Raw genomic sequence first — 23,008 nt, 5'->3', positions numbered from 1 at the left:
TCTTTTTTACACGCAAAAGCCCCAGGCATTGCAATGCGTGGGGCTTGGCGGCCTGTGGCGGGGGCCACAGGCGGTCGGGTGCTGGGTCAGAAGTGGAAGTTGGCGCTCATCAGGGCGGTACGGCCGGCGGCCTGGTTGGCGAAGTGCGCCGCGAAGGCCTTGTCGTAGTAGGTCTTGTCGGTGAGGTTCTGCACGTTCAACTGCAGGTCGACGTTCTTGGTCAGCTTATAGCTGGCCATGGCGTCGTAGCGGGTGTAGGACGGTACGTACACGGTGTTGCCGGTGTCGCCGTACACTTCGTCGACGTAGAACGCACCGCCACCGACGGTGAGTTTCGGGGTGATGGCGTAGGTGCTCCAGAGGCTGAAGCTGTTTTTCGGCGTGTTGGGCATTTCATTGCCTTTGGCCGATGCTGCACCGGCGGTGATCACGCCGTTACGACCGGTCAAGCCGGGGTCGACCAGCTCGCTCTTGAGGTAGCTGTAGCCAGCGAAGACTTGCCATTTGTCGGTGATCTTGCCGCTGGCGCCCAACTCCAGGCCATCGACACGGGACTCACCAGCGTTCTGGTAGGTCAGTGCGTCCACCAGGACCCGGGTGTTTTTCTTCTCGGTGCGAAATACCGCAGCGGTGAGGGACAGGCGGTCGTTGAGCACGTTCCACTTGGTACCCAGTTCGTAGTTGACCGTCTCTTCAGGTTGCAGGTCGCTGGTGCTGGCGCCGGCAGCCAGGGGGTTGCCCTCTGCGCCTTCACCCACCAGGGCACCGGCCGGGGTGGCCGAGGTCGCGTAGGAGGCGTAGATGCTGCCGTTGTCGGTCGGCTTCCAGACCAGGCCAGCCTGCCAGTTCCAGAACTGGCTGTCGTCCTTGAGCTTGCTTCTGGCCTTGACCGTGGCAGTGGGTACCGCGTTGGTGTTGGCCACGGTGTCGAAGGTGTCGTAGCGCAGGCCGACGTTCAACAGCCATTGCGGGTCCAGTTCGATGGTGTCGAAGACGTAGGCGGCACGGCTGGTGGCCTTGGTGTTGGTGCCGTTGTAGTTACGGGTGATGCTGCCGGTCCAAGGGTCGTTGGGGTTCGGGTTGCCCAACGAGGTGCAGCTGGGCGTGTTGCCCGGATTACATACCTGGGCAGTATTGCCTGCGATGTTGTAGCTGCTGACCCGGGTTTCTTCGCCCGTGAACTCAAGCCCGGTGGAGTAATTGTGCTTGAAGCCCAATGCGTGGAATTCACCAAACAGATCGGTCTGGTTGGTGGTGGTTTCCGTGGTCGAGACGCGGCTGTTGGCGCGACGCCATACGGTGCCGTAGCGGTTGACGTTGAACTTGCTGTCGTCCGGCTGGGTGAGGATGTAGTCCTGCCCGGTGTTGCCGTGACGCAGAGTGTTTTTCAGCGTCATGCTGTCGCTCAGGTCATGCTCGATGGAGATGGTGCTGATGTCCGCGCGGGTCTTGCGGAAATCACGGCCCTTCAAGCCGTAGAAGTTGCTGCTGTCGCCACCGTCGTTGGGTTTGTCGTGAACGTGGGCCGTGGCGCTTGCGGAGCCGTAGCCATACGGAATGCCCGAATCTGGCAGGTCGTCGCTTTCCATGTGGTAGTAGCTGACATTGACTCGGGTCGGGGTGCCCAGGCCGAAGGTCAGCGATGGCGCCACGCCCCAGCGGTCGTAATTGACGGCGTCGCGGCCAGCCACATTCTGTTCGTGGCTCATCAGGTTCAGACGGAACGCGGCACCCTCGAGGAACTGACGGTTGACGTCCAGGGTGTAGCGACGGGTCTGGTCGGAACCGTAGGTGAAGCCGCCATTGAGGAAGTCTTGTTGCTTGGGCATCTTGCTCGTCAGGTTCAGGCTGCCGCCTGCCGAGCCACGCCCACCAAAGGCGGAGTTCGGGCCTTTGCTCACTTCAATGGTTTCGATGTCGAAGATCTCGCGGCTCTGGCCGCCGGTGTCACGCACACCGTCGAGATAGGTGTCGCCCTGGGCGTCGAAACCACGAATGAACGGGCGGTCACCTTGAGGGTTGCCACCTTCACCGGCACCGAAGGTGATGCCCGGTACGGTGCGCAAGGCGTCTTGCAGGGAGGTGGCAGCGGTGTCCTTGAGGACTTGCTGTGGAACCACAGTGACCGAGCGCGGCGTATCCACCAGCGGGGCGGTGTACTTCTGCGACGAAGCCTTTTCCACTTGGTAGGAGGTGTTGTCCTGGGCCTCACCAGTAATGCTGGTGGCTTCCAGGGCAATGGCCTTGCCCGCCGTCTTTTGCTGGGTGTCTTGCGCGGCCTGGACCATATGGCCCGCGGAGCCGGCGGTAATCGCCACGCCAATGGCGGAGGCCAGCAGGCGCGGTGAACTGACAGCGGATGGTGGTTGTTGGCGTGACATGGTGGTTCCCCTCCCCAAGGATTTGAGGTCGCGGAATATAGGGGAAAGAAACAATCGTTATCAATTGCGAAACGTTACTATTCGCGCTGAATTTACAATCTTTACAATTTATCCTTACGGTTTTTGCGCGCTCATTCGTCACCGGGTTTTACACAGTCAATAAGAATCAATACCATTGACGACCTTTCGCTGCTCAGGTACCTGGCCATGTTGCTGCACATCCCCGGCGTGTTCACCCGTGATGAAGTGGGGCGCATCCGCGAAGCCCTGGAGCAGGCGGACTGGGCGGATGGCAAGATCACCGCCGGTTACCAGTCGGCCAAGGCCAAGCACAACCTGCAGTTGCCCGAAGGGCACCCGCTGGCCCAGGAGATCGGCGCGGCGATGCTCGATCGCCTGTGGCAGAACCCGCTGTTCATGTCCGCCGCCTTGCCGCACAAGGTGTTCCCGCCGCTGATCAACTGCTACACCGCCGGCGGCAGTTTCGACTTCCATATCGACAACGCCGTGCGCCAGCCCAAGGGCAGCCCGGAGCGGGTACGCACCGACCTGTCGTCGACCCTGTTCTTCAGTGATCCCGAGGATTACGACGGCGGCGAGCTGGAGATCCAGGACACCTACGGCCTGCAGCGGGTCAAGCTGCCGGCGGGGGACATGGTGCTGTACCCCGGCACCAGCCTGCACAAGGTCAACCCGGTGACCCGCGGCGCTCGCTATGCCTCCTTCTTCTGGACCCAGAGCCTGGTGCGCGAAGACAGTCAGCGCGCCTTGCTGTTCGAGATGGACGGAGCGATCCAGGAACTGACCCGGGATGTGCCCGAGCATCCTTCGCTGATCCGCCTGACCGGCACTTATCACAACCTGCTGCGGCGCTGGGTCGAGGTGTAGGCGGTGACTGTTCAACTTCGCCGCGAGGAAGTCCTCGACGGCGCGCAACTGAGCGCCATGCTCCAACAGAGTCCGGCCCGTGCAGCCCAGGCGATATTGGTGGCGGCCCGAGAGGGTCTGGTGGAGGCCCAGGCGCTGCTGGGACAGATCCTCCTCGACGGCCACGGCATCCAGCAGGATCAACCCCTGGCCTTGCGCTGGTTCGAAATCGCCGCGCGACGTGGGCACCTGATGGCGCGCAACATGCTCGGCCGCTGCCATGAGCACGGGTGGGGTTGCCCGGCGGATGCCGTCCGCGCTGCCGGGCATTATCGATTGGCCGCCGAAGCGGGGCTGGACTGGGGGCTGTACAACTACGCCAACCTGCTGGCCACCGGCCGTGGCGTGGCGCAGAACCACGCCCTGGCACTGGCCTGCTACCGCCGCGCGGCGGACCTTGGCCATGCCAAATCGATGAACCTGCTGGGGCGTTACCTGGAGGAAGGGCTGGTCTGCCCGGCTGACCCCGAGGCGGCCCGTGACTGGTACCGACGCTCGGCCGAAGGCGGGGATTTCCGTGGACAGTTCAGCTATGCGGCGGTGCTGGCCGATGCCGGTCGTATCGACGAAGCCGTGGATTGGCTGCAGCAGGCGCTAGCTGGCGGCAATCTGAATTTCCTGCGGGTGGCTTGCGCTGCGTTGCTCAATGCCACGCATCCAAAGATTCGCGAACTGGCCCAGGCCTATCAGCGGCGGGCAGCGCAATTGGCGGATGAACGGGATGGCGAGCAGCTTACAGACTTGGCCTGAGTGGGGATGACGCAAGGAAAAGTCTCATGAGTGATTCCCAGGTCTCTTTTGGCCCGCCGTCTTTCAATGTCGCCACTCGCAGGACACTGGAAGCAATGGCCGATGTCGATTGCGCAAGAGTGATCGACCATCAGCAAGTCGTGGCGTGGGCTGCGAGCTTGAGTCAGCCTTGTCCTTTGCCAAAACCGCCGCCACAAAAAGCCAAAAGCCCATGACACGTCATGGGCTTTTTCTTGCAGCTTGCCGCTAGCAGCTAGCCACTGTCCTTACAGGTAAAACGCCTTCAGCGGCGGAAAGCCGTTGAATTCCACCGCGCTGTAGCTGGTGGTGTAGGCGCCGGTGGACAGCCAGTACAGGCGGTCGCCGATGGCCAGGTTCAGCGGCAGGCCGTACTTGTAGTTCTCGTACATGATGTCGGCGCTGTCGCAAGTTGGGCCGGCGATCACCACTTCTTCCACTTCGCCTTTCTTCTCGGTCCAGATCGGGAACTTGATCGACTCGTCCATGGTTTCGATCAGGCCGGAGAACTTGCCCACGTCGGTGTAGACCCAGCGCTCGACGGCGGTGCGGGATTTACGCGCCACCAGCACCACTTCGCTGACCAGGATGCCAGCGTTGGCAATCAGCGAACGGCCCGGCTCGAGGATGATTTCCGGCAGCTCGTCGCCGAAGTCTTCCTTGAGGAAGCGGATGATTTCCTCGGCGTAGGTTTCCAGGCTGTTGGTACGGGTGATGTAGTTGGCCGGGAAGCCACCGCCCATGTTGATCAGTTTGAGCTCGATGCCGTCTTCTTCCTTCAGGCGTTCGAAGATCACTTTGACCTTGGCGATCGCCGCGTCCCAGACGCTGATGTCGCGCTGTTGCGAACCCACGTGGAACGACACGCCGTAAGGCACCAGGCCCAGGTCGCGGGCGAGGATCAGCAGGTCCATGGCCATGTCGGTCTGGCAGCCGAACTTGCGCGACAGTGGCCAGTCGGCGGTGGTGGAGCCTTCGGTGAGGATGCGCACATAGACTTTCGAACCCGGGGCGGCCTTGGCGATGTTGCGCAGGTCGGCTTCGGAGTCGGTGGCATACAGACGCACGCCCTTCTCATAGAAGTAGCGGATGTCCTTGGATTTCTTGATGGTGTTGCCGTAGCTGATGTTGGCCGGGTTGACGCCGCGGCCCAGCACTTTGTCCAGCTCGTAGATCGAGGCGATGTCGAAGCTGGAGCCTTTTTCGTGCAGCAGGTCGATGATCTCGGCGGCCGGGTTGGCCTTGACCGCGTAGTAGACCTTGGCGAATTCGAAACCGGCACGCAGGTCGTCATAGGCCTGGGCGATCATCTGGGTGTCGATGACCACGAACGGGGTTTCTTGCTGGTCGGCGAACGCCTTCATTTTCTGAAAGGTTTCGCGCGCAAAATAGTCTTCGACGTTAATCGACATGCGTTGGGAGCTCCTACTGGCAAACGTTAGAAATCAATGGGTGCAAATGAACGTCCTCCGTATCCCCACTTTGGTTCGCCTACTTCCCAAGGCATGTCGCCGAAAGCAAAAAGGCCATGGGAAAGTTTCCCTTGGCCTTGCTGTCTCGTCGTCAGTACTTGAGCCGGATGGATCGTTTCCAGCATGGACGTTCGGCGCGAACTTTAGGTGGTGAGGGGCCTGAGATCAACAAAAAATGTCGCGTTTTTGCACTTGTCTGACGTGCGTAAACGACACCTCTCTTTGTAGCCGACACAGATGACGGACAGATGTTCCCGAAGATTTTCCAGGTGTTAAAAATACCTGCACGTTCGACGCTGTTGCGCGCCAAGTGTCTGGAAAGTATGAAGGCGTCAACATCGGCGACGTTAGCGACGACAGGCAGGTCAGAGGGGGATCTTGGCTGTTTCGGGAGGTATCGCCTGACGGCGTTTGTGGGGGCGGCTGTTGATATTTTTTTCCGCCATGTAAGTGGGCCGAAAAACCAGTGGCGAGGGCGCTTGCTCCCGGTGAACTGCGCAGCAGTTCCACTCTTTTTGGCAAAGAGGGGCCGCTGCACGGCCCCGGGGCAGCAAGCGCCCTCGCCATAGGTTCGTTATTGGCTATTTATTGATCAGGCGACCACTGCCTCAGCCGGCGAGACGATGTTGGTCTTCATCCCCCGCGAACGCCCGGAGCTCAGGTAGGCCGCAATGGATTCCTGGGTCACCTCACCGAGAAATACCCGCTCGGCATCCAGCACCGGCAGCCATGAACGGTTGAACTCGTACATGCGCGACAGAAGAATCCGCAGGTGTTCGTCGTAGGCGGCGGTGGCGTTGAACTCCCGCAGGAACTGGGCGCAGGTGCCGGTCTGACGATGCAGGTCGCGACGACGTACATAACCCAGGGCCTTGTTCTCGGCGCAGGTCACCACCACGTAGCGGCGGTCATGTTCGTCCATCAGGTCCAGGGCCTCGGCTACCGGAGTTTCCGGGCTGACCGATGGGGCGTTGTCTGCCGCGTCTTCGGCCTTGACCAGCAACAGGCGCTTGAGGGTGCTGTCCTGGCCGACGAAGTTGCTGACGAAGTCGTCCGCCGGGTGGGCGAGCAAGGTGTCCGGGTGATCAATCTGCAGCAGCTTGCCAGCGCGGAAGATGGCGATTTTGTCACCCAGCTTGATGGCTTCGTCGATGTCGTGGCTGACCATGATCACGGTCTTGTTCAGCGCGCGCTGCATCTCGAAGAACTCGTTCTGGATCATCTCGCGGTTGATCGGGTCCACCGCGCCGAAGGGCTCGTCCATCAGCAGCAGCGGTGCGTCCGCCGCCAGGGCGCGAATCACCCCGATGCGCTGTTGCTGGCCGCCGGACAGTTCCCGCGGATAGCGGTGCAGGTACTGCTTGGGTTCGAGCTTGATCATGCTCATCAGCTCGCGGGCACGGTCGTGGCATTTCTGCTTGTCCCAGCCCAGCAGCTTGGGCACCACCACGATGTTTTCCTCGATGGTCATGTTGGGGAACAGGCCGATCTGCTGGATCACGTAGCCGATGTTGCGGCGCAGGGTGACTTCGTCGAGGTCGGTGGTGTCTTCGCCGTTGATCAGGATCTTGCCCGAGGTGGGTTTGATCAGGCGGTTGATCATCTTCAGCGTGGTGCTTTTGCCGCAGCCCGAAGGGCCGAGGAATACGCAAATTTCGCCTTCATTGACGGTCAGGCTTACGGAGTCAACGGCGGTGATGGTCTTGCCGTTGCTTTGGAAGGTCTTGGTCAGCTTTTGAAGTTCGATCATTTGAGCAGTCCTTTTGGTGTCAGCGAGCGTTGCAGCCATTGCAGAAGCAGGTCGGCGAAGATGGCCAGGAGACTGACCAGTAGCGCGCCGACGATCAGCATCGACATGTCGCTGCGGCTGATGGAAGCAAGAATGAGTACGCCCAGGCCGCCGGCGCCAATGGTGGCGGCGATGGTCATGACGCCGATGTTCATCACCACGGCGGTGCGTACCCCGGCGAGGATCACCGGCACGGCGATCGGCAGTTCGACCATGCGCAGGCGCTGGCCGAAGGTCATGCCGATGCCGCGGGCGGCTTCGCGGATGCCCGGCTCGACGCCGGTCAGCGCCAGGTAGGTGTTGCGCATGATCGGCAGCAGGGAATAGAGGAACACCGCCGTGATGGCCGGCAGCGGCCCCAGGCCCTGGCCGAACTTGGAGTAGAACGGCAGCAGCAGGCCGAACAGGGCGATGGAAGGGATGGTCAGCAACACCGTGGCGCTGGCCTGCAACGGGCCGGCCAGGGTCGGGAAGCGGGTCATCAGGATGCCCAGGGGCACACCGAAGACAATCGCCAGGGTCACGGCGATGCCCACCAGGGTGATGTGCTGCCAGGTCAGGTGCAGGACTTGGGCCCAATCGAGATGGGAAAAGGCGTTCAAGAATTCCATGTCTTCTCCTCTCTATCAGTGGTTGATCGGATGCTGGCGCAGGAAGTCGGCGGCCACGGCGGAAGGGCTTTCATGGTCGACGTCGACCCGCGCGTTCAGCTGGCGCATGGTTTCGTCGTCGAACAGCGCCGCCAGCGGCTTGAGGTCCGCCGCCAATTGCGGGTGGGCGTCGAGATACGCCTGACGCACCACGGGGGCTGCGGTGTAGTCCGGGAAGTAATGCTTGTCGTCTTGCAGTAGCTTGAGCTTGAAGGCGTTGAGCCGACCGTCGGTGGTGTAGACCAAACCGGCAAATACCTGGCCATTGCGCAAGGCGGTGTAGACCAGGCCGGCATCCATCTGCCGGGTGTTCTTGCGGGTCAGGTTCATGTCGTACAGCTTGACCATGCCGGCCAGGCCGTCGGAGCGGTTGGCGAACTCGGTGTCCAGGGCCACCAGGCGGTTTTCCTTGGAGTTTTCGGCCAGGGCTCGGGTCAGGTCGCTGATGCTGTTGATCTGCGGATGTTCCTTGGCCACGTTCTCCGGCAGGGCCAGGGCGTAGGTGTTGCTGAACTTGGACGGCGCCAACCAGACCAGGCCTTTTTTCGCGTCGAGTTCTTTGACTCGGGCGTAGGACTGCTGGCTGTCGAGTTTCTCGTCGATGTGGTTGTAGGCCACCAGCGAGACCCCGGTGTATTCCCAGATCAGGTCCAGCTGGCCGCTTTCCTGGGCGCTGCGCGCCAGGTTGCTGCCCAGGCCGCCGGTGACGCGGGTGTCGTAACCCTTGCTGCGCAGGTACTGGGAGGTGATTTCCGCCAGCAGAGTCTGTTCGGTGAAGACCCGGGCACCAATGCGGATCAGTGGTTTTTCCGCGGCTTGCACCCATCCAGCTAAAAGCAGGATGCAGCCGAGTATCAGGCTTGTTTTTTTCATGTTCATTCCTTGGCGCTTACGGACTTAGGACGGGCGCAGACCACGTTCCAGCCAGAGGCGGCTGGCCAGGGTGACCAGGCCGTCGAGGAGCAAGGCCAGCAGCGCAGTGCAGGCGGCGCCGAGCAGCAATTGCGGCTGATTGTTCAGGGCGATGCCGGGGAAGATCAGGCTGCCCAGGCTGTTGGCGCCGATCAGGAAGGCCAGGGGCGCGGTGCCGACGTTGATCGCCAGGGCCACCCGCACGCCACCGATGATGATCGGCACGGCATTGGGCAATTCGACTTTCCACAGCACCTGGCGCGGCGTCATGCCGATGCCGACCGCGGCTTCCTTGAGGGAACCCTGGACGTTTTTCAGGCCTTCGTAGGTGTTACGCACGATGGGCAGCAAGGAGGCGAGGAACAACGCGAAGATGGCCGGGCCACTGCCGATGCCGAGAATCCCCAGGGCGATGGCCAGGACGGCCAGAGGGGGGACGGTGTTACCGATGTTGAACACTTGCATGAAGCGTTCGGCGCGTCCGACCATGCTCGGGCGGCTGAGGAAGATGCCGGCGGGGATACCCACCAGCAGTGCGGCGAGCATGGACGCCAGGACCAGGAACAGATGAGCTTGCAGGTAGAACAACAGATCGTCGCGGTAGTGTTCGATCGTCGTGATGCCGATCCAGTGGACCAGCAGGGCCAGGAGGGCGATGACCGCAACCCCTCCTATCAGCCCTTTGCCATAGCGAATAGCCACAGGCGGACTCCTTTTTTCAGTCGGCGGGCACTTTCCCGTGTGGCAAGGCCATTCCTGGCTGCCGCGAAAGTACGCGCGAAAAGCAGCTCGTCGAGTGCCGGCAAAGCGGCGGGTGAACGAGCCATGAGCGCAGCTTCGTCAAGCTAACGTGCTGATATTTCAGCCCCTGACGACAGCGCGTGACAGGGGAGTGGACGTCTCCACGTTTTAAAAGGTTCCATACTTGGCAGCATTTAGCCACCGTTTATCTGCCGCGCGGTGGCCTGGGCGACGGGGGCAGCGGTGGCCCGCGCGGCTTTGTCTGGGCTATAATCTGCGCCCTTTTTTGATCACCGCCAGGCGATTTCCCATGACCAACCAGGCCGCCGAAGTCGCGAAACGCCGCACTTTCGCCATTATTTCCCACCCGGATGCGGGTAAGACCACCATCACCGAAAAGCTCTTGCTGATGGGCAAGGCGATTGCAGTGGCGGGTACGGTCAAATCGCGTAAGTCCGATCGCCATGCCACTTCCGACTGGATGGAGATGGAGAAGCAGCGCGGTATTTCCATTACCACGTCGGTCATGCAGTTCCCCTATCGCGAACACATGATCAACCTGCTGGACACCCCGGGCCACGAAGACTTCTCGGAAGATACCTATCGCACTCTGACTGCCGTGGACTCGGCGCTGATGGTGCTCGATGGCGGTAAGGGCGTTGAGCCCCGGACCATTGCCCTGATGGACGTCTGCCGCCTGCGGGATACGCCCATCGTCAGCTTCATCAACAAACTCGACCGCGATATTCGCGACCCGATCGAGCTGCTGGACGAAATCGAAGCGGTGCTGAAGATCAAGGCCGCGCCTATCACCTGGCCGATCGGTTGCTACCGCGACTTCAAGGGTGTGTACCACCTGGCGGGCGACTACATCATCGTCTACACCCCGGGCCACGGCCACGAACGTACCGAAACCAAGATCATCGAGAAACTCGACTCCGACGAAGCCCGCGCCCACCTGGGTGACGAGTACGAGCGTTTCATCGAGCAGTTGGAACTGGTGCAGGGTGCCTGCCACGAGTTCAACCAGCAGGAGTTCCTCGACGGTCAGTTGACCCCGGTGTTCTTCGGTACCGCCCTGGGCAACTTCGGTGTCGATCACGTGCTCGATGCCGTGGTGGACTGGGCGCCACTGCCGCTGGCTCGTGTTGCCAACGAGCGCAGCGTCGCGCCCCAGGAAGAAAAATTCAGCGGTTTCGTGTTCAAGATCCAGGCGAACATGGACCCCAAGCACCGCGACCGTATCGCCTTCATGCGCATCTGCTCGGGCAAGTACGAGAAGGGCATGAAGATGCGTCACGTGCGCACCGGCAAGGACGTGCGCATCGGCGACGCCCTGACCTTTTTCTCCTCCGAGCGTGAACAGCTGGAAGAGGCCTACGCTGGCGACATCATCGGCCTGCACAACCACGGCACCATCCAGATCGGCGACACCTTCACCGAAGGCGAGGCCCTGGGCTTCACCGGTATCCCGCACTTCGCCCCGGAACTCTTCCGCCGCGTGCGCCTGAAGGACCCGCTCAAGTCCAAGCAACTGCGCCAGGGCCTGCAACAGCTGGCCGAAGAAGGCGCGACCCAGGTGTTCTTCCCGGAGCGCAGCAACGACATCATCCTCGGCGCCGTCGGTGTGCTGCAGTTCGATGTGGTGGCCAGCCGCCTGAAGGAGGAATACAAGGTGGAGTGTTCCTATGAGCCGATCACCGTGTGGTCCGCCCGTTGGATCGACTGCAGCGACAAGAAGAAGCTGGAAGAGTTTTCCAACAAGGCGGTGGAAAACCTGGCTTTGGACGGCGGTGGTCACCTGACTTACCTGGCACCGACCCGGGTCAACCTGGCGCTGATGGAAGAGCGCTGGCCGGACGTGAAATTCCGCGCCACCCGCGAACACCACTAAGTTCGCCTGTAACACCCCAAGCCCCGCTGTGCAGACAGCGGGGCTTTTTATTGCGCGCAGGATAGGCCCGCCGCCCCGTAGGAGCTGGCTTGCCAGCGAAGGCGGCGGTGCATGGCTTGCGGGCCTCTTCGCCGGCAAGCCGGCTCCTACGGGTTGTGGTGTATTTCAGGGAGCGCCGTTAGTCGGAAGGGCCCGGCAGGTTTGGCTGTCGATAGCCTGCTATCTGGAAAAGCCGGGATATCGGGACTAGGTTTCAGACAGTGCTGTGACCTTCGCAAGGTTGGGCGCAGCCTTTGATGATTCACCTGTGAAGGATGGAATCGGCTATGAATATTTTTCAACGCACGCTGTTGCTGATCAAAGTGCTGGTGATGCTGTCGCTCGGAACCTCGGCGGCCTGGGCTCACAATCTGCTGGAGGTCAAGGAGCCGGGCTTTTCGTCGACCATAGGCGAACCGGAACAGATGCTCGCCAAGTCCGAGTCGGAGCCGGGCGATGACGATCAGACTACCGACGACGAGGGTGACAGCCAGAGCTAAAAGAAAACCCCTGGCCACGGACTGATGCGCAATCCATTGCCAGGGGCGAGTGGAACACTGTACAGGCGCTCCCAGAGTGTTTCGGGAGCGCCTTTTTCATGTCCGCTTAAACCACAAACTGCTCGGCGTAGTGGCAAGCCACCTGGCGGCTGTCGAGCTGACGCAGGGCCGGCTCTTGCGTGCTGCAACGCTCGGTGGCGTAGGGGCAGCGCTTGTGGAAGGCACAGCCGGGTGGCGGGTTCAGCGGGTTGGGCAGTTCACCGACGATCTTGATCTTCGGCTTGTCCGGGTCCGGATGAATGGTCGGGGTCGCCGACAGCAGCGCCTGGGTGTAGGGGTGCAGCGGGCGGGTGTAGATGTCCTCCTTGGGACCCATTTCTACCGGCCGGCCGAGGTACATCACCAGCACCTGGTCGGCGACGTGACGCACCACTGCCAGGTTGTGGGAGATGAACACGTAGGCGGTGTTGAATTCCTGCTGCAGGTCCATGAACAGGTTCAGCACCTGGGCCTGGATCGACACGTCCAGGGCCGAGGTTGGCTCATCCGCCACCAGCACCTTGGGTTGCAGCATCATCGCCCGGGCCAGGGCAATGCGCTGGCGCTGGCCGCCGGAGAACATGTGCGGGTAGCGCTGGTAATGCTCGGGGCGCAGGCCCACCTGCTTCATCATCGCCTGGACTTTTTCCCGGCGTTCGGCGGCGGACAGCTTGGTGTTGATCAAGAGCGGCTCGGCCAGTTGATCGCCAATCTTCTGCCGTGGGTTGAGCGAGGCATAAGGGCTCTGGAACACCATCTGCACGTCTTTGCGCAGTTGCTTGCGCTGCGCCTTGTCGGCGCCGGCCACTTCCTGGCCGGCGATTTTCAGCGAGCCGGAAGAGGGTTCCTCGATCAGGGTCAGGGCCCGGGCCAGGGTGGACTTGCCACACCCGGACTCGCCGACCACGGCCAGGGTCTTGCCGGCTTCCAGTTCAAAGGACACGCCGTTGAGGGCGCGCACGGTGGCGTGGCCCTTGAACAGGCCTCGGGACACTTCGTAGTGACGGGTCAGGTCGCGGGCGGTAAGAACGACGGCCATTACGCCACCTCCTGATTGAGCGGGTAGAAGCAGCGCACCAGGCTGGCGGCTTTCGGGTCGAGGCTGGGGCGTTGCTGACGGCAGTTGTCCTGAGCGTAGGGGCAGCGCGGCGACAGCAGGCAGCCTTGTGGGCGGTCATAACGCCCGGGGACGATACCCGGCAGAGTCGAGAGGCGGGTGGCGCCCAGGCTGTGCTCGGGAATTGCCGCCAGCAGCGCTTCGCTGTAAGGGTGCGCGGGGATGTCGAACAGCTGCGGTACCTGGCCGACTTCCACGGCTTGCCCGGCGTACATCACGCAGACGCGCTGGGCGGTTTCGGCCACCACGGCCAGGTCGTGGGTGATCAGCACCAGGCCCATGTTCTGCTCTTTCTGCAGGTTGAGCAGCAGGTCCATGATCTGCGCCTGGATGGTCACGTCCAGAGCGGTGGTGGGTTCGTCGGCGATCAGCAGCTTGGGTTCGCCGGCAATCGCCATGGCGATCGCCACCCGCTGGCTCATGCCACCGGAGAGCTGGTGCGGGTAGGCGTCCATGCGGCTGGCAGCGCCGGGAATCTCGACCTTTTCCAGCAGCTCGATGGCGCGCTTGCGCGCGGCCTTGGCGGACATCTTCAGGTGCAGGCGCAGCACTTCCTCGATCTGGAAGCCCACGGTGTAGCTGGGGTTGAGCGCGGTCATCGGGTCCTGGAAGACCATGGCCAGGTCCTTGCCGACGATCTGCCGGCGCTGGCGGGCGCTGAGCTTGAGCATGTCGCGGCCGTCGAAGCTCAAGGCATCGGCGGTGACGATACCGGGGTGCTCGATCAGCCCCATCAGCGCCATCATGGTCACCGATTTGCCGGAGCCGGACTCGCCGACGATGGCCAGCACTTCGCCCTTGTCGACCTTGAGGTCGAGGCCGTCCACCACCGGCACCGCCGTGGCATCGCCGAAGCGTACGTTGAGATTCTTGATTTCTAGCAATGACATGGGAATCTCCTCAGGCGGCGTTCTTGAGTTTCGGGTCCAGCGCATCGCGCAGGCCGTCGCCCATCAGGTTGATTGCCAGCACGCTGAGCAAAATGGTCAGACCCGGCAGGCTCACGACCCACCAGGCGCGTTCGATGTAGTCCCGGGCCGAGGCCAGCATGGTGCCCCACTCTGGAGTCGGCGGTTGCACGCCCAGGCCGAGGAAGCCCAGGGCGGCGGCGTCGAGGATCGCTGAGGAGAAGCTCAAGGTGGCCTGGACGATCAGTGGCGCCATGCAATTGGGCAGCACGGTGATGAACATCAGGCGCGGCAGGCCGGCACCGGCCAGGCGCGCGGCGGTCACGTAGTCGCGGTTCAGTTCGCCCATCACCGCGGCACGGGTCAGGCGCACATAGGACGGCAGGGACACCACGGCAATGGCGATCACGGTGTTGATCAGGCCTGGGCCGAGGATGGCGACGATGGCCACGGCCAGCAGCAGCGAAGGCAGGGCCAGCATGATGTCCATCAGGCGCATGATGGTCGGGCCCAGCAAGCGCGGGAAGAAACCGGCGAACAGCCCCAGGAGGATGCCCGGGATCAGCGACATCACCACCGACGACAAACCGATCAGCAACGACAGGCGCGAACCCTGGATCAGGCGCGACAGCAAGTCGCGGCCCAGTTCGTCGGTGCCCAGCAGGAACTGCATCTGCCCGCCTTCGAGCCAGGCCGGCGGCGTCAGCAGGAAGTCGCGGTACTGCTCGCTGGGGTTATGCGGCGCCACCCAAGGGGCGAACAGTGCGCAGAACACGATCAGCAGCATGAACAGCAGGCCGGCCACCGCCCCCTTGTTGCGGGAAAAGTGCTGCCAGAATTCTTTGTAGACCGACGGATAGAGCAGGCTTTGATCGACTGCTACTGAGGAAGTTGGAGTGCTCATTAGTCTTGATCTCAGCGCTGGTGACGGATGCGTGGGTTGGCAAAGCCGTAGAGGATGTCCACCACGAAGTTGACCATGATCACCAGGCAGGCGATCAGCAGGATGCCGTTCTGCACCACGGGATAGTCCCGGGCGCCGATGGCTTCGATCAGCCACTTGCCGATTCCCGGCCAGGAGAAGATGGTTTCGGTCAGCACGGCGCCGGCCAGCAGGGTGCCGACTTGCAGGCCGACCACGGTCAGTACCGGAATCAGTGCGTTGCGCAGGCCGTGGACGAATACCACCCGGGCCGGCGACAGGCCCTTGGCCTTGGCGGTGCGGATGTAGTCTTCACGCAGTACTTCGAGCATCGAGGAGCGAGTCATCCGCGCGATCACCGCCAGGGGAATGGTGCCCAGCACGATGGCCGGCAGGATCAGGTGATGCAGGGCGTCGAAGAAGGCGTCGGTGTCTTTGGCCAGCAGGGTGTCGATGAGCATGAAGCCGGTTTTCGGCTCGATGTCGTAGAGCAGGTCGATGCGTCCGGACACCGGGGTCCAGCCCAGGCTCACCGAGAAGAACATGATCAGGATCAGGCCCCACCAGAAGATCGGCATCGAGTAACCCGCCAGCGAGATGCCCATGACCCCATGGTCGAACAGGGAGCCTCGCTTGAGGGCGGCGATTACCCCGGCCAGCAGCCCGAGGATGCCGGCGAACAGCAGGGCGGCCATGGACAGTTCCAGGGTCGCGGGGAACAGCGAAGTGAATTCGCTCCACACACTGGTGCGGGTGCGCAGGGATTCGCCCAGGTCACCGTGGGCGAGCTTGCCGATGTAGTCCAGGTATTGGGCATACAGCGGTTTGTTCAATCCAAGGCGTTCCATTGCCTGGGCATGCATCTCGGGGTCGACCCGACGTTCGCCCATCATGACTTCCACGGGGTCGCCGGGAATCATGCGTATCAAGGCGAAGGTCAGCAAGGTGATGCCGAAGAATGTGGGGATCAACAACCCCACACGGCGGGCAATAAAACTAAACATCTTCTGAAGTACCTCAATCAGCCGGTTAGGCGTTCCCGCCGCCCTTGGGGTCAAGGGCGGCGGGCGTTTCTTATCACTTCACTTGGGTGGTCGCGAAGTTGTTGGTGGTCAGGGGGCTCTGGTGGTAACCCTCGACGTTCTTGCGCATGGCGGTGAACATTTTCGGATAGGCCATGGGAATCCACGGTTGATCCTGTTGGAAAATCAGCAACGCCTTTTCGTAGAGCTCTGCGCGTTTGGCAGGTTCAGCGTCGGAACGGGCCTGGTCGATCAGGTCCTGGAACTCCTTGTTGCACCAGCGGGCGTAGTTTTCGCCGTTCTTGGCGGCGTCACAACTCAGGTTCGGGGTCAGGAAGTTGTCCGGATCGCCGTTGTCACCTGCCCAGCCGGCCGACACCATATCGTGTTCGCCGTTTTTCGCACGCTTGAGCATCTCGCCCCACTCCATGACGCGGATCTCGAGCTTGAGGCCGATCTTGGCCAGGTCAGCCTGCATCATCTGGGCCCCCAGCAAAGGGTTGGGGTTGGTTGGGCCACCGCCATTGCGGGTGAACAGGGTGATGACCGTGCCCTCCGGCACGCCGGCTTCCTTGAGCAGGGCACGGGCCTTGTCCAGGTCCCGGGCCGGGTTCTGCAAGCTGGTATTGAAGCCCAGCAAGGTCGGAGGATAAGGGCCGGTACCCACCAGGGCGTTGCCTTTGCCGTAGAGGCTGTTGACGTAGGCTTCTTTGTCGAAGGCGATGTCGATGGCTTTGCGTACCCGCACGTCGCTCATGTATTTGCGCGTGGTGTTCATGGCGATGTAGCCGGTGGTCATGGCGGCCAGCTCGTCGACCTTGAGGTTGGCGTCGGCCTTGATGCTGGGGATGTCATCGGGCTTGGGGTACAGGGCGATCTGGCATTCGTTGGCCTTGAGCTTCTGCAGGCGCACGTTGTTGTCGATGGTGATCGCCAGCACCAGCGGGTCCGCCGGTGGCTTGCCGCGGAAGTAGTCCGGGTTGGCCTTGAAACGGACCTGAGCGTCCTTGGCGTAACGCGTGAAAATGAACGGGCCGGTGCCGATGGGCTTGCTGTTGAGGTCGCCGGTCTTGCCTTCCTTGAGCAGCTTGTCGGCGTATTCCGCCGGGAAAATGGAAGAGAAGGCCATGGCGATGTCGGCCAGGAACGGTGCCTCGCGGCGGGTCAGGGTGAAGACCACGGTGTGATCGTCGATCTTCTCGACGCTTTTGAGCAGTTCCTTGAACCCCATGCTCTCGAAGTAGGGGAAGCCGACGCTGGACTTGTCATGCCAGGGATGCTTCGGGTCCAGTTGACGCTGGAAGCTCCAGAGCACGTCGTCGGCGTTCATGTCGCGGGTTGGGGTGAAGTAGTCGGTGGTGTGGAACTTGACGCCTTTGCGCAGGTGGAAAGTGTATTGCAGGCCGTCCGGGCTGATCTCCCAGGACTCCGCCAGGGCGGGCTGGATGTCCGTGGTGCCGGGCTTGAAGTCCACCAGGCGGTTGAAGATGGTTTCCGCCACCGCATCGGCAGTGACTGCAGTCGTGTACTGGACCATATCGAAGCCTTCCGGGCTGGCTTCGGTACAGACCACCAAGGGTTTGGCTGCGACGCCCATGGCGACGCTCAGCAGTGCGGCGCCCATGGCCGCTCTCAGGGGAAGCATTTTCATCAAGAACCCTCTGCAATCAATTGAACCAGATTAGCTTGAATGGCGGATTCGTCATGAGTCCGCCATTCAACTGGTGGGTTAGAGAATATTGAACGGGATGGTGGTGACCAGACGGAACTCGTTGATGTTGCCGTCGGCCTGGTTCTCGCTCGCGCGGTGAGTGGTGTAGGTGGCGCGGATCGCCGTGGCTTTCAGCGGGCCGCTCTGCACGGCGTAGGAAGCACCGATGCCGTATTCGTAGTGGTGTTCGCCGTCCATGGTGCGTACGCCATAGAGCTTGCCTTCCGAGTTGATACCGCCGTAGGCACTGCCGTTGTAGTGGGTGCCGTCGATGCCCCAGCCACGGGCCTGGTAGATGTTGAACTTCAGGCCGGGCACGCCGTATTCGGCCATGTTCAGACCGTAGGCGATCTGGAAGGATTTCTCGTTCGGGCCGTTGAAGTCCGAGAGCAGGGAGTTGGCCAGGTAGATGCCGTTGGTTTCGTGCAGGTAGTCGAAGTATTCGTTGCCGCTGACTTCCTGGTACGAGAAGGTCAGGCTATGGGCCTGGTGGGTCAGGCCGAGAGACAGGGAGTAGGTATCGTTGTCGATATTGCCCATCTCTTTCTTGCCGGTGTCGACGGTCTTGTAGTAGTTCAGGCCGGTGGTCAGGCTCAGCACCGAGCTGTCGCCCAGTTCGTGGGTGGCGCCGAAGTAGTACTGGTTCCAGAAGTCTTCCACCTTGGAGGCGTAGAGGCTGGTCTTCAGGCTTTTCAGCGGCTGGTAGTTGAGACCGACGATGCTCACGCGGTCGGTCTCGGCGGTGTTGCTGGTGTACTCGGAGCGGAATTTCGACAGGCTCTGTTCGGTCCGTGGCGATACCCGGTCGAAGGTGCCGGCATCGAACGACAGGTTGTTGAACTCTTCGCTGTGGATGCTCACCCCTTCAAAGCTCGAAGGCAGCGCACGGTTGCCGATGACGTCGACGATCGGCGTGCTGAAGTTCTGCCGGCCGGCGGTCAGGGTGGTGTTGGACACGCGGAACTTGACGTTGGCCAGGCCCAGCTTGCTCCACTGGCCCACGGCATCGCCGTCGGAATGGGTCAGGGTGCGGTTGTTCTTGCCGGCGATGTGCTTGCGGTCACGATCCAGGGCAATGGCGTTGTAGGCCGCGACTTCGGTGCTGACGCCCACGGTGCCTTCGGTGAAGCCGGAGCTGTAGTTGAGGATGGTGCCCTGGACCCAGTTGATGCGGCGTGGGGTCGAGGTATCTACACCATTGTGTTGGTACGAAAAACGGTCATTGCGCCGTTTCAGCTCGTTGGCGTACCAGTTGCGGGTGGTACCCGACAGGCTTTGCCCTTCGATGAAGCCTTTGGCCTCCGCCTGGGCATTGGTGCTGTTCTGTACAGTCGGGACGAAGTCCTGGCTGACGTTCTCCGCATAGGCCGTGGCGGTGATGCTACTGATAGCCAAGGCTAACAATGCGCTGCTGCTCAGTTTCATGGGTGAAGCTCCTTTGTTTTCTTTTTTAGATGCCGGTTTTTTTGGGCCGGCTGGTTTTTGGAACTCATTCATGGCATCGCAAACGTTTGCACGCGGCTCAATCGCCGAATTCAGGCAAAGCGCCTGCGTGAGGGCGAGAGTCGCCCTCAGGGTTCTGGCTCATCGGTTATGGGGTCAGGCTGACACCTGAGAAGGAGTTGCGGCCGAAGGGACTGACCTTGAAACCCTCGACTTTCGCACTCAACGGCTGGTTGATCGTCGAGTGGGCAACAGGCGTGATCGGCACTTGCTGCTTGAGCAACTGCTGGGCCTGCTTATAGAGCTCGGTGCGCTGTTCACGGTCGGTGACGACCTTGGCTTGCTTGATCAACTGGTCGTATTGCGGGTCGCACCACATGGAGTAGTTGTTGCCGCCGATGGCGTCACAGCTGTACAGGGTGCCGAGCCAGTTGTCCGGGTCACCGTTGTCTCCGGTCCAACCGATCAGGCTGATGTCGTGTTCGCCGTTTTTGGTGCGCTTGATGTATTCGCCCCATTCGTAGCTGACGATCTTCACCTTGAGGCCGATCTTCGCCCAGTCGGACTGGAGCATTTCGGCCATCAGCTTGGCGTTGGGGTTGTAGGGGCGTTGCACGGGCATGGCCCAGAGGGTGATTTCCGTGCCTTCCTTGACCCCGGCAGCCTTGAGCAACTCGCGGGCCTTTTCCGGGTTGTAGGCAGCGTCCTTGATCGTCTCGTCGTAGGACCACTGGGTGGGCGGCATGGCGTTCACCGCCAACTGGCCGGCGCCCTGGTACACGGCATTGAGGATGCTCTGCTTGTTCACCGCCATGTCCAGTGCCTGGCGCACTTCGAGGCGGTCGAAGGGTTTGTGTTGCACGTTGTAGGCGATGTAGCCGAGGTTGAAGCCGGGCTTCTCGATGACTTGCAGTTTCGGGTCGTTTTTCAGGGCATCGATGTCGGCGGGACGCGGGTGCAGGGTCACCTGGCATTCGCCGGCGCGCAGCTTCTGCACGCGTACCGAGGCATCGGTGTTGATGGCGAAGATCAGCCTGTCGAGCTTGACCCGGCTCGGGTCCCAGTAATGCGGGTTGGCGGCGTAGCGAATCTGCGAGTCTTTCTGGTAGCGCTGGAACACGAACGGTCCGGTGCCGATGGGTTGCTGGTTGATCTGGCTGGGCGTGCCGGCCTTGAGCAGTTGCTCGGCGTATTCGGCGGAGAGGATCGCGGCAAAGCTCATGGCCAGGTTCTGGATGAACGCCGCGTCCACGGTGTTGAGGGTCATGACCACGGTCATGGGGTCGGTTTTTTCGACCTTGGCGATGTTCTTGTTCAGGCTCATGCCGTTGAAGTAGGGAAACTCCGTCGGATAAGCCTTACGGAACGGATGTTCGGCGTCGAGCATGCGATTGAAGGTGAACAGCACGTCGTCGGCGTTGAGGTCACGGCTGGGCTTGAAGTAGGGAGTGCTGTGGAATTTCACCCCTTCACGCAGGTGAAAGCTGTACTTGAGGCCGTCCTCGGAAATATCCCAGCTCTTGGCCAGGGCCGGCAGTACGTTGGTTGCGCCTTTTTCGAACTCCACGAGGCGGTTGTACAACGGCTCGGCGGCATCGTTGTCGGTGGCGGTGGTGTACTGCGCGGTGTCAAAGCCTGCGGGGCTGCCTTCGGAACAGAACACCAGGCTGCGGTCGGCAGCGCTGCAGATCGAACTGGTGGCCAGCAGGGCCGAGAAAATCAACGAATGACGCATGACGGTCCATCTCCATTTTTTGTTGTGATGATCAATGGACCCTGGCTCCTTCCTGGAGCCTGTACAGGCCATTGATGCCCAACCATGGCTGCAGCAAATGCCCACCGATAGACGCAGTTTTGCCATGCCTCGACGTTAGGAGCCGAAGGCTGGGTCGTATATGCGCTGTACCTGAAAGGCTTGTAGGAATCGGCTCTAAATTCGAAAGATCACGTCCAAAAGGACGCAATCTCGACCCCAGGGCCGGACGCTTTCAGGGGGGGCGGTCAAACAACGGCGACGCCAGGGACGTCGCCGTTGCAGAACCTTATTTGCCGATGCCTACGCCGTAGAAGGAGTTCAAGCCAAAGGGGCTGATCTTGAAATCCTGCACGTTGGCGCGCATGGGTTGGAACACCGTCGAGTGAGCGATAGGTGTCATCGGAACGGCATCTTTGAGAATGTGTTGCGCCTGCTTGTACAGCTCGGTGCGTTTGGCCACATCCGACGTGGCCTTGGCTTGCTTGATCAGGGCGTCATAAGGCTTGTCGCACCATTTCGAGAAGTTGTTGCCGTTCATTGCATCGCAGCCGAACAGGGTGCCGAGCCAGTTGTCGGGGTCACCATTGTCGCCGCTCCAGCCGATGATCATCGCCTGGTTCTCGCCGCCTTTGGAGCGCTTGATGTACTCGCCCCACTCGTAGCTGACGATGTTGACCTTGAGACCGATCTTGGCCCAGTCGGACTGCAGCATCTCGGCCATCAGTTTGGCGTTCGGGTTGTACGGACGCTGTACCGGCATGGCCCAGAGGGTGATCTGGGTGCCTTCCTTGATGCCCGCTTCCTTGAGCAACTGCTTGGCTTTCTCGGGATCGTACTGGGCGTCCTTGATGCTGGTGTCGTAGGACCATTGGGTCGGCGGCATGGCGTTGACCGCCAGTTGGCCGGCGCCCTGGTAGACCGAGTCGATGATCTGCGGCTTGTTGACGGCCATGTCCAGTGCCTGGCGAACCTTGAGGTCAGCCAGCGGGTTGGCGTCGGTGCGGCCCTTGAGCACCGGCATCACGTTGTAGGCGATGTAGCCCAGGTTGAAGCCTGCCTGTTCAGGCATCTTCAGGGTCTTGTCTTCCTTGAGCGCCTTGAGGTCGGCCGGGCGCGGGAAGAGGGTGATCTGGCATTCGTTTTTCTTCAGCTTCTGGATGCGCACCGATGGGTCGGTGGTGATGGCGAAGATCAGGTTGTCGATCTTCACGTCTTCAGGTTTCCAGTAGTCCTTGTTGCCGGTGTAGCGGATGTTGGAGTCTTTCTGGTAGCTCTTGAAAACGAAGGGACCTGTGCCGATCGGCTTCTGGTTGATATCGCTGGTCTTGCCTTCCTTGAGCAGCTTGTCGGCGTACTCGGCGGACTGGATGGAGGCAAAGCTCATGGCCAGGTTCTGGATGAATGCGGCATCAACGGTTTTCAGGGTGAACTTGACGGTCTTGTCGTCGACTTTCTCGACCTTGGTGATGTTGGTGTCCATCCCCATGTCGGTGAAATACGGGAATTCGGTCGGGTATGCCTTACGGAACGGCATGTCCTTGTCGATCATGCGGTTGAAGGTGAACAGCACGTCGTCGGCGTTGAAGGTCCGGGTCGGGGTGAAGTACGGCGTGGTGTGGAACTTGACCCCTTCGCGCAGGTGGAAGGTGTAGGTCAGACCGTCGTCCGAGATGTCCCAACTGGTGGCCAGGCCCGGAATGACTGCGGTGCCGCCACGTTCGAACTGGCTGAGGCGGTTGTAGAGGGTTTCGGCTGAGGCGTCGAAGTCGGTTCCGGTGGTGTACTGGCCAGGGTCGAAACCGGCCGGGCTCCCTTCAGAGCAGAACACCAGGTTAGTCGCCGCGTGGGCGAAGGGGGTGCTGGCCAGCAAGCCGGCACTGACTAAAAACGGAAGGACTGCTTTTTTGAACATGGTGGCCTCATGATTTGTTGTCATTTTTGGTGTAGAGGGCGACCTTGTGAGTCGACCCGCCGATACTTATGCAGCCCTCATACCCATTGCAAGATGCAGGGCCGA

19 protein-coding genes are annotated in these 23,008 nt (G+C 61.3%); 5 read left to right on the top strand and 14 right to left on the bottom strand.

Going from position 1 to position 23,008, the window contains the following annotated elements; translation table 11 throughout:
• Nucleotides 1–86 precede the first annotated feature (86 nt).
• A complete protein-coding gene (locus J5M73_RS14025) occupies nucleotides 87–2,381 on the bottom strand; it encodes a TonB-dependent siderophore receptor (RefSeq protein ID WP_102861106.1) in 2,295 nt (764 codons plus the stop codon).
• Between the two features lie 207 nt (nucleotides 2,382–2,588).
• Here J5M73_RS14025 and J5M73_RS14020 point away from each other — a divergent pair, with 207 nt between their 5' ends.
• The 3 genes from J5M73_RS14020 to J5M73_RS14010 are packed head-to-tail and all read left to right on the top strand — an operon-like array spanning nucleotide 2,589 to nucleotide 4,273.
• On the top strand, nucleotides 2,589–3,269 hold the full coding sequence (locus tag J5M73_RS14020; RefSeq protein WP_102861107.1) for a Fe2+-dependent dioxygenase: 681 nt from the start codon (nucleotides 2,589–2,591) through the stop codon (nucleotides 3,267–3,269).
• A gap of 3 nt (nucleotides 3,270–3,272) precedes the next feature.
• Entirely contained in the window at nucleotides 3,273–4,058 is a 786-nt protein-coding gene (locus tag J5M73_RS14015) for a tetratricopeptide repeat protein (RefSeq protein WP_102861108.1), read from the top strand.
• 26 nt (nucleotides 4,059–4,084) lie between these two features.
• Nucleotides 4,085–4,273 carry a hypothetical protein gene (locus J5M73_RS14010; protein WP_102861109.1) on the top strand — a complete coding sequence of 63 codons (189 nt, stop codon included), beginning with the start codon at nucleotides 4,085–4,087 and terminating at the stop codon, nucleotides 4,271–4,273.
• A 51-nt stretch (nucleotides 4,274–4,324) separates the two neighbouring features.
• Here J5M73_RS14010 and J5M73_RS14005 read toward each other — a convergent pair whose 3' ends face one another.
• From J5M73_RS14005 to J5M73_RS13985, 5 genes are all read right to left on the bottom strand, one after another.
• Nucleotides 4,325–5,488, bottom strand: a complete 1,164-nt coding sequence (locus J5M73_RS14005; RefSeq protein WP_102861110.1) for a type III PLP-dependent enzyme — start codon at nucleotides 5,486–5,488, stop codon at nucleotides 4,325–4,327.
• 652 nt (nucleotides 5,489–6,140) lie between these two features.
• Entirely contained in the window at nucleotides 6,141–7,298 is a 1,158-nt protein-coding gene (locus J5M73_RS14000) for an ABC transporter ATP-binding protein (RefSeq protein ID WP_102861111.1), read from the bottom strand.
• Entirely contained in the window at nucleotides 7,295–7,948 is a 654-nt protein-coding gene (locus J5M73_RS13995; protein ID WP_102861112.1) for an ABC transporter permease, read from the bottom strand. Before J5M73_RS13995 ends, J5M73_RS14000 begins: the two co-directional genes overlap by 4 nt.
• Before the next feature lie 15 nt (nucleotides 7,949–7,963).
• Complete coding sequence (locus tag J5M73_RS13990; RefSeq protein ID WP_102861113.1) at nucleotides 7,964–8,860, bottom strand: glycine betaine ABC transporter substrate-binding protein; 897 nt, start codon at nucleotides 8,858–8,860, stop codon at nucleotides 7,964–7,966.
• 24 nt (nucleotides 8,861–8,884) lie between these two features.
• Entirely contained in the window at nucleotides 8,885–9,601 is a 717-nt protein-coding gene (locus tag J5M73_RS13985) for an ABC transporter permease (protein ID WP_102861114.1), read from the bottom strand.
• 349 nt (nucleotides 9,602–9,950) lie between these two features.
• On the opposite strand from J5M73_RS13985, the gene J5M73_RS13980 reads away from it, so the two are divergent.
• Nucleotides 9,951–11,534, top strand: a complete 1,584-nt coding sequence (locus J5M73_RS13980; protein WP_102861115.1) for a peptide chain release factor 3 — start codon at nucleotides 9,951–9,953, stop codon at nucleotides 11,532–11,534.
• Between the two features lie 326 nt (nucleotides 11,535–11,860).
• Nucleotides 11,861–12,073 carry a hypothetical protein gene (locus J5M73_RS13975; protein ID WP_180988520.1) on the top strand — a complete coding sequence of 71 codons (213 nt, stop codon included), beginning with the start codon at nucleotides 11,861–11,863 and terminating at the stop codon, nucleotides 12,071–12,073.
• A gap of 106 nt (nucleotides 12,074–12,179) precedes the next feature.
• Here the strand turns inward: J5M73_RS13975 and J5M73_RS13970 are convergent, their stop codons facing one another.
• The 8 genes from J5M73_RS13970 to J5M73_RS13935 all read right to left on the bottom strand — a co-directional run bounded on the left by J5M73_RS13970 (nucleotide 12,180) and on the right by J5M73_RS13935 (nucleotide 22,903).
• Entirely contained in the window at nucleotides 12,180–13,151 is a 972-nt protein-coding gene (locus J5M73_RS13970) for a peptide ABC transporter ATP-binding protein (RefSeq protein WP_102861117.1), read from the bottom strand.
• On the bottom strand, nucleotides 13,151–14,119 hold the full coding sequence (locus J5M73_RS13965; protein ID WP_102861118.1) for an ABC transporter ATP-binding protein: 969 nt from the start codon (nucleotides 14,117–14,119) through the stop codon (nucleotides 13,151–13,153). The genes J5M73_RS13970 and J5M73_RS13965 overlap by 1 nt, the downstream gene beginning before the upstream one ends.
• A 10-nt stretch (nucleotides 14,120–14,129) precedes the next feature.
• Nucleotides 14,130–15,041: an ABC transporter permease subunit gene (locus J5M73_RS13960; protein ID WP_011059232.1), complete on the bottom strand. Its 912-nt coding sequence runs from the start codon at nucleotides 15,039–15,041 to the stop codon at nucleotides 14,130–14,132.
• An 11-nt stretch (nucleotides 15,042–15,052) separates the two neighbouring features.
• A complete protein-coding gene (locus tag J5M73_RS13955; RefSeq protein WP_102861119.1) occupies nucleotides 15,053–16,063 on the bottom strand; it encodes an ABC transporter permease subunit in 1,011 nt (336 codons plus the stop codon).
• 73 nt (nucleotides 16,064–16,136) lie between these two features.
• Nucleotides 16,137–17,732 (bottom strand): ABC transporter substrate-binding protein, encoded by a 1,596-nt coding sequence (locus tag J5M73_RS13950; RefSeq protein ID WP_102861120.1) that lies wholly within the window; start codon nucleotides 17,730–17,732, stop codon nucleotides 16,137–16,139.
• 78 nt (nucleotides 17,733–17,810) lie between these two features.
• Nucleotides 17,811–19,217, bottom strand: a complete 1,407-nt coding sequence (locus J5M73_RS13945) for an OprD family porin (protein WP_102861121.1) — start codon at nucleotides 19,215–19,217, stop codon at nucleotides 17,811–17,813.
• Between the two features lie 166 nt (nucleotides 19,218–19,383).
• A complete protein-coding gene (locus J5M73_RS13940; protein WP_102861122.1) occupies nucleotides 19,384–20,970 on the bottom strand; it encodes an ABC transporter substrate-binding protein in 1,587 nt (528 codons plus the stop codon).
• A 307-nt stretch (nucleotides 20,971–21,277) separates the two neighbouring features.
• Entirely contained in the window at nucleotides 21,278–22,903 is a 1,626-nt protein-coding gene (locus tag J5M73_RS13935; RefSeq protein ID WP_102861123.1) for an ABC transporter substrate-binding protein, read from the bottom strand.
• Between the last annotated feature and the right edge of the window lie 105 nt (nucleotides 22,904–23,008).

The organism is Pseudomonas sp. 50_B, from assembly GCF_017491625.1.
Classification (GTDB): Bacteria; Pseudomonadota; Gammaproteobacteria; order Pseudomonadales; family Pseudomonadaceae; genus Aquipseudomonas; species Aquipseudomonas danubii.
Note: the sequence above shows the minus strand (reverse complement) of the source record. Positions and strands in the feature narration are given on the sequence as shown.

Coding starts and splice junctions, on each gene's coding strand:
- J5M73_RS14000 (WP_102861111.1), bottom strand. CDS start 7,298: ATGATCGAACTTCAAAAGCTGACCAAGACCTTCCAAAGCAACGGCAAG.
- J5M73_RS13965 (WP_102861118.1), bottom strand. CDS start 14,119: ATGTCATTGCTAGAAATCAAGAATCTCAACGTACGCTTCGGCGATGCC.
- J5M73_RS14020 (WP_102861107.1), top strand. CDS start 2,589: ATGTTGCTGCACATCCCCGGCGTGTTCACCCGTGATGAAGTGGGGCGC.
- J5M73_RS14005 (WP_102861110.1), bottom strand. CDS start 5,488: ATGTCGATTAACGTCGAAGACTATTTTGCGCGCGAAACCTTTCAGAAA.
- J5M73_RS13970 (WP_102861117.1), bottom strand. CDS start 13,151: ATGGCCGTCGTTCTTACCGCCCGCGACCTGACCCGTCACTACGAAGTG.
- J5M73_RS13940 (WP_102861122.1), bottom strand. CDS start 20,970: ATGCGTCATTCGTTGATTTTCTCGGCCCTGCTGGCCACCAGTTCGATC.
- J5M73_RS13990 (WP_102861113.1), bottom strand. CDS start 8,860: ATGAAAAAAACAAGCCTGATACTCGGCTGCATCCTGCTTTTAGCTGGA.
- J5M73_RS13995 (WP_102861112.1), bottom strand. CDS start 7,948: ATGGAATTCTTGAACGCCTTTTCCCATCTCGATTGGGCCCAAGTCCTG.
- J5M73_RS14025 (WP_102861106.1), bottom strand. CDS start 2,381: ATGTCACGCCAACAACCACCATCCGCTGTCAGTTCACCGCGCCTGCTG.
- J5M73_RS13935 (WP_102861123.1), bottom strand. CDS start 22,903: ATGTTCAAAAAAGCAGTCCTTCCGTTTTTAGTCAGTGCCGGCTTGCTG.
- J5M73_RS13950 (WP_102861120.1), bottom strand. CDS start 17,732: ATGAAAATGCTTCCCCTGAGAGCGGCCATGGGCGCCGCACTGCTGAGC.
- J5M73_RS14010 (WP_102861109.1), top strand. CDS start 4,085: ATGAGTGATTCCCAGGTCTCTTTTGGCCCGCCGTCTTTCAATGTCGCC.
- J5M73_RS13960 (WP_011059232.1), bottom strand. CDS start 15,041: ATGAGCACTCCAACTTCCTCAGTAGCAGTCGATCAAAGCCTGCTCTAT.
- J5M73_RS13945 (WP_102861121.1), bottom strand. CDS start 19,217: ATGAAACTGAGCAGCAGCGCATTGTTAGCCTTGGCTATCAGTAGCATC.
- J5M73_RS13975 (WP_180988520.1), top strand. CDS start 11,861: ATGAATATTTTTCAACGCACGCTGTTGCTGATCAAAGTGCTGGTGATG.
- J5M73_RS13955 (WP_102861119.1), bottom strand. CDS start 16,063: ATGTTTAGTTTTATTGCCCGCCGTGTGGGGTTGTTGATCCCCACATTC.
- J5M73_RS13980 (WP_102861115.1), top strand. CDS start 9,951: ATGACCAACCAGGCCGCCGAAGTCGCGAAACGCCGCACTTTCGCCATT.